The sequence below is a fragment of the Arsukibacterium sp. genome (assembly GCF_036735525.1).
Classification (GTDB): domain Bacteria; phylum Pseudomonadota; class Gammaproteobacteria; order Enterobacterales; family Alteromonadaceae; genus Alishewanella.
Window position 1 is genome coordinate 17,641 of record NZ_DAINOE010000005.1, and the last position, 5,230, is coordinate 22,870.

General features: G+C 48.8%; 4 protein-coding genes. All 4 read right to left on the reverse strand.

The features are described 5' to 3' along the window. Positions 1–99: 99 nt before the first annotated feature. Positions 100–456, reverse strand: a complete 357-nt coding sequence (locus V7D78_RS01870; RefSeq protein WP_333606725.1) for a YdbL family protein — start codon at positions 454–456, stop codon at positions 100–102. Positions 457–466: 10 nt separating this feature from the next. Continuing rightward, positions 467–655, reverse strand: coding sequence for a YnbE family lipoprotein (locus tag V7D78_RS01875; RefSeq protein WP_333606726.1), 189 nt, complete (start codon positions 653–655; stop codon positions 467–469). Next, positions 652–3,285, reverse strand: a complete 2,634-nt coding sequence (locus V7D78_RS01880) for an intermembrane phospholipid transport protein YdbH family protein (RefSeq protein WP_333606727.1) — start codon at positions 3,283–3,285, stop codon at positions 652–654. The genes V7D78_RS01875 and V7D78_RS01880 overlap by 4 nt, the downstream gene beginning before the upstream one ends. A 124-nt stretch (positions 3,286–3,409) precedes the next feature. Next, a complete protein-coding gene (locus V7D78_RS01885) occupies positions 3,410–5,098 on the reverse strand; it encodes a M28 family metallopeptidase (RefSeq protein ID WP_333606728.1) in 1,689 nt (562 codons plus the stop codon). Positions 5,099–5,230 lie beyond the last annotated feature (132 nt).

Genomic DNA, 5,230 nt, shown 5'->3' on the forward strand with positions numbered 1-5,230 from the left:
GACTAAGCATAGTACAACAGCAGTTAAAGAATAGGCATGCGACTAAAGTCTGATAAGCGCCCACTAAAGCGGGCGCTATCAAGGTAAGGCGTGAGAGGCTTAGCGTTTTTGGATCCAATTGCCATCGAGCAGGATAAAATGCCCACGCTGAGTGCGCTCTATGGCCTTTTGACCGGCAATGGCTTCTACTTCAGCCACGCCAATATTATTTTCGCGGGCCAGCCGGGTGTATTCAGCACGGCGGGCGTCATTAATAAGCTTTACAATAGCCACGGCGTCTTCAGATTGTGTTACTGCCGCCAGATAGCCGTTGGGTTGCTCTCCTACCATGCCTTGCTCTTTTGCCGGTTGTAACGCCTGCATCGCTTGTTGTAAGGTCATGGCCAGGGCAGGGGTACTGAGTGCCAGTAACAACAGGCAGCTTAAAACGCTGAGTTTTTGACGCAACATATTCATGTTTTGCTCCTTAAAATAAGCCACTGGCATCACTAAACAGCTCATCCAGCTGCTTATCGACGCGAATATAGATTTCATGCTGAATTTTCACATTCAGGTTGATGTTGATAGGTTCATTTGGCAAGGCTACTTCAACTCTGGGCGTACAGGCTGAAACAAGTAGCACAGTGGCCATTACAGCCAGCGGTTTACACTTCATTTTTTTGCTCCTGCAGCGGCAGCCGCTGCTTGCTTTTGTTGAATATATTGTTGTACCCGTTTTGTTATGGTGTCATTCAGCTTATTGGTTAACTGCAAGCTGGTGATCATGGCCGGTAAGTCTTCTTCTAAATTAATGTTGAGATTAATTGCTCTGCCTTGTTGTAAGGCAGGGTTGGCGCCACGTAAGTTCAATGCCAGCAATAATTTACCTGATGTATCATAACTGATTTCACTGGCAAGGACGGTAAAATGAAAGTCTTCCAGCGCACTAAACACCAATTGCATACTTTGATTAACACTGCCCATGCCACTGCTGCTGGCTGACTGATACTGTATTTTACCACCTGGCTGCTCCGCAGCCACCCTGCCAGCTTTAATGGTAATACCTTGCTTGCTGATGCTAATGGGCAGTGTACCGGATAACTTACCCTGGCCTTTTATATCCGTACTGGGGTGTTGTTGTAATAATTGGGCTAAATCTAACTGATTTATCTGAAATGTCAGTTGGTTAGACTCTTGCGCTAAATCCAGTTGTTGTGGGCTAACGCTAAGGTTACCGCCCATGACCTGTAGCGCTAATTGCTCTAAGGCTATTACGCCAGTGCCGGGCTGCGCCATAGTGGCGCTATACTGCGCTGAGGCTTTAAGTGGCCCCAGTTCCAAACCATGATTAATCTGGTTTATCACCAGATTATCGCTGCTGATGTTAAATTGGCTGTCATGCAGTGATAACTGCATATCGGCATTTATACCCTTGACTAAAGTGCGATCATAAATGCCTGACAGATCGCGCAATTGCAGTTGATTACGGCCACTAAGCTTGCCTTGTTGCCAACGGATATCGCCATTAGCACCTAATCTGCCACGGTTTAATTCCAGCAAGGCTGGCCAGTCGCTAAAAGTGCCAGCTAACGGATTACCAGCCAGTAAAAACATATCGGCCAGCTGCCATTGCAGGGCTAGGTTTTCATCACGCCAATCTAGCTGATGCTGCAGGCTAAGGCCCATGTCATTACTGAGCACGCCATTGTTAAGGGTGGCTTTCAGGCTTGCTGTGTTATTCGCTGTGACCAGCTCAAGCTTAGTATCTGCCTGCCATTGCCAGTGTTGCTTTACTAAAGACGCATGTTGTAACCCTTGCATACTGGCTGCCAGCTGAGTAGATAATTGCATTGGCATCTGCTTAACCTGCTGAAGCTGCATATTCGTTATGCTCAGATGTATTTGCTCAATAGTCAGCAGCGGATGAGTGAGCGACAATTTAAGCGCATTGTCATCCTGCAACTGAAGCTGCCAGTTATCCGCTTGCCAATGGCCATGAAAACTTCCTTGCCATTGTATCTGCTTAAAGCTTAAGCCCTGCTCTGTCAGTTGCCACTGTGGCAGGCTGAGCGCGGCATTGCCTTGCTCAATAATCACCGCCAAGTCTGCCAAATTCAGTTTTAGTCGCATCTCGCTGTTAAGCGCTAAGGCATTATCAGCGGCGCCAGGCTGGCTCTTTACTGAGATATTAAGGGGTAAGGCTGCTAAACTCATCGGCTCTGAAGTTTCAGAACTCAGGTTAATCATAAGTCCAGGCAGCTGAATGCCCTGCTGCTGCAGTTGTGCTAATTGCAACTGGCTGAGTGACATCTCACTCTTTACTTGCCAGCGGTTAATCACGCCATCGGTAATATTAAGCTGACCTTGCACCTCACCTTGTAACCAGCCCCATGGCAATATAAAGGGTGAGGGCGCTAAGGCGGCAAAATGCCAGTCAAGCTGATGGCTTTGTAATAAGCGCTGCAAATTACCGTCTTCGGGTATGGCCCAGTTCAGGTTAGACGCCAATTGCAGCGGCTGGGTAAATTCGGTCAGCCAGCGCTCGGGTAATGTCAGCTGCCAGCTAGTGAGTAACTGCAGTAATGCTGCGGATGGCGGTGAAATACTCAGTGCCAGCTGCGTACTGGCTTGCTGGTTGGCCAGGTTAAACTGCTGCTTTAGCGTTAACGCCAGTTGCTGGTCCAGTTGCAGTGTCAGATCCAGCGCTGGTGTATTATTGTCTGGCCGGTAAAACGCATCCAGCTTAACGCTGATGAGTTGGGCCTCATCAGTGAGCTGGCTTTGCCACTGCCATTGTTGTTGCTGGCTATCGTAACTGGCATATATTTGGCTTGATAACTGGCAGCGACCTGCCGGGCAGGGCATATCCAGTTGCAGTTTGGGAAAGTGTATTTGCTGTGGCAAAAAAGCCGGTAATTGCCATTGCTCTGGCAACGACAACTGCTCAAAACCAGCTGTCTTTGCTTGCTGAGGATCGGGCGTGGCTGCAGTATAGACTAAGCGTGCCTCGCGACTAGTAACCAAGGTTAGCTGTGGCTGCATCCAGCTAAGCCAACGCCATTGCAGGCTCAGCTCATTTAAATCAACATCAAAAGCGGCATCTGAAGCAGATGGCTGAAAGCGAAATTGCAGTTGTGACATTTTTGCGGAATGCAAGCCCAGCTGCTGCCAGTGAATACTGAGCTCAGAAATGCCGGCCGCTTTGATTTGCTGCTGCAACCAGATGAAGCCAAGCGTCGCCAACAGCGGCAATCCCAGTATCAGCAATAAAATGGAGCGAATGATCCTTGTCCGCCAACGTGGCATAGTATTGCGCCTTTAACCTTTTATTAAACTCTAGCCAAGCCTACCTGAACCGCTTGTGAATTGACAATTTTAGTCATAAAAAAGGCAGCCTAAGCTGCCTTAACAGATGTTTTAGAGGTCAGAATTATTGGCGTGCAGAGGCAGAGGCATCACGAATGGCACGGAACTCATTACCTGGGTACCAGTTTGGCCACAGCCGGCTGTTAGCCAGCTCGTTACCGACCCGGAAGTACAGGAACATATCTTGCTGTGCGCCACGTAAGTCCCAGTTATCATCCCATTGATCCTGCACTTTGTGATAACAACAGCTGTTATATTCAGCACGCTGGGCCGCGCCCCATTCAGCGCCCAGTTGATAGTGGTCATTACCACCTTTGGCATACAGGATCGGTACGCCTTTTTTCGATAAACTAAAGTGATCTGAGCGATACGCAATACCGGCTTCAGGGTTTGGTTCTTGCACAGCGTAACGGCCCTGAGCTTCGGTATGCTTAATTAAAATCTCCTCTAAATCAGTGTTGCCCAGGCCAACAATCACCATATCTTTCATCGGGCCATACACGTTCATCACGTCCATATTGATAAGGGCTGCGGTCTTTTCTAACGGGAATACCGGATTAGCGGCATACCAGGCCGAGCCTAATAAACCACGCTCTTCTGCAGTCACCAGCACAAAGGCGACAGAGCGTTCAGGTTGCGCTTGCTGGGCTAAGTATTCAGCTAAGGCAATAACCGCACCTGTGCCACTGGCGTTATCCTGAGCACCATTAAATACCTTATTGCTAGGGTTAGAAAAATCCATACCCAGGTGATCCCAGTGCGCCATGTATAAAATAAACTCATCCGGATAGGTGCTGCCCTCAATGTAACCCACCACGTTGCTGGAGGTTAACTCGCGCAGGTTGTTTTGCACCGAAATAGAGGCAGTGGCGTTAAGGGGGACGGGTTTGAACTCGCCTGATAACGCCTGAGCGCGCAGCGTTTCAATATCAGTATCAATATTGGCAAATAAGGTCGCGGCGGATTCGGCGGTGATCCAGCCCTCAATTTTTGAACGGCTCATGTTTTTGTCTTCATTCACCAAATCAAACTTAATCGGCGAGCCGTGCGCTACCACACCCCAGCCATAGCTGGCGGGAGCCGTTTCGTGAATAATCAGTGCCATGGCCGCACCCTGACGAGCCGCTTCTTCAAATTTGTAGGTCCAGCGGCCGTAGTAAGTCATGGCATTGCCATTAAACAGCTCTGGGTTTTGCGTGGCATAACCGGGGTCATTTACAAACATCACCACAGTTTTGCCTTTAACATCCAGGCCTTCGTAGTCGTTCCAGTTATATTCTGGTGCTACTATGCCATAGCCGACAAACACCATTTCGCTGTCGATAACTTCAACACTATCGACAACCTGGGTAGTCCAGGCCATCATTTCATCGCGATAACTAAAGCTTTCAGGCAGTTTATCGCCCGTTAAGCGCAACGCTGACACCTTTGTAGGATCAATTTGCACCAGCGATACCGGCTGTTTGTAGCTGTCACCATCGATTGGCTTTAAGCCAATACGGCGAAAGTTATCTTCCAGGTAAGCCACCGTTAATTCTTCGCCTTTAGTGGCAGGAGCACGGCCCTGAAACTCGTCAGCTGACAGGGTTTTGATATATTCAGCTAAACGTGGGTTAAACTCGGTATCCACCAGTGTAAAAGCCGTGTCACTGGCGGCGTCTGTTGCCTGCTCAGCAGGTTTGCTACAGGCGGTTAAGGTCAGCGTGCTGCAAAGCGCCAACCCCAGCAGCGCTGGATTACGCATTTTGTTCATGTTATCTCCGTGGCATTAGTTATTTTTATGATATTAGTAAGCTTGCTAAAATCGGGTTTAATCGGCATAACCCCAAGGTGTTGGTGGTAGTGCCACGGGGTTGGTCAGGTCAAAATCTACCCGAAACTCGCG

Bases quoted from the DNA above. Each gene is read 5' to 3' on its own strand.
- V7D78_RS01870 (WP_333606725.1), bottom strand. From the start codon at position 456: ATGAATATGTTGCGTCAAAAACTCAGCGTTTTAAGCTGCCTGTTGTTA.
- V7D78_RS01875 (WP_333606726.1), bottom strand. From the start codon at position 655: ATGAAGTGTAAACCGCTGGCTGTAATGGCCACTGTGCTACTTGTTTCA.
- V7D78_RS01880 (WP_333606727.1), bottom strand. From the start codon at position 3,285: ATGCCACGTTGGCGGACAAGGATCATTCGCTCCATTTTATTGCTGATA.
- V7D78_RS01885 (WP_333606728.1), bottom strand. From the start codon at position 5,098: ATGAACAAAATGCGTAATCCAGCGCTGCTGGGGTTGGCGCTTTGCAGC.